We start from the raw sequence: 588 nt of genomic DNA, 5'->3' as shown, positions 1-588 counted from the left end.
ATGTGGATGAGCGTGTGATCATTCCACGCTCCCTCATTGCCGAGCTGCTGGCCGACGCCAGCATAGACCCCTGGCTGGGCGAGCACACCCACCGCGTGCTTGACCTCTGCACCGGTAACGGCAGCCTCGCGGTGCTGGCGGCCATGACCTACCCTGACGTGGTGGTGGACGCCGCCGACATCAGCCTGGACGCTCTGGAGGTGGCCCGTATCAATGTGGACCGTCATCGTCTCGACGGCCGCATCACGCTGATCGAATCTGACGGCATGGCTGCCTGCGCGGGCCTGTATGACCTGGTTTTGTGCAACCCGCCCTATGTGAACGCTGCCAGCATGGCGGCCCTTCCGGCCGAATTCCGGGCTGAACCCGGCCTGGCACTGGACGGTAACCGGCACGGCGGCACCGACGGTATGGACTTCATTCGAGACCTTTTTCAAAGCGCCGCACGCCATATGAGCGAAAATGCCGTGCTGGTGCTGGAAATCGGCAATGAGCGCGAGAATTTTGAGCGCGCTTTCCCGACGCTTGAACCGCTGTGGTTCGAAACCAGCTCGGGCGCCGACCAGGTCTTGCTGCTGACGCGCGAAC

1 protein-coding gene is annotated in these 588 nt (G+C 63.1%); it reads left to right on the top strand.

Going from position 1 to position 588, the window contains the following annotated elements:
• Window positions 1-588: HemK family protein methyltransferase (locus tag AC1DWI_RS25810; protein WP_477726277.1), on the top strand; the 588-nt coding region annotated here is incomplete at both ends.

Source organism: Polaromonas sp. P3_C2 (assembly GCF_056402675.1).
The sequence above is the reverse complement of the archived record's forward strand: the minus strand, read 5'-3'. Positions and strand labels throughout refer to the sequence as shown.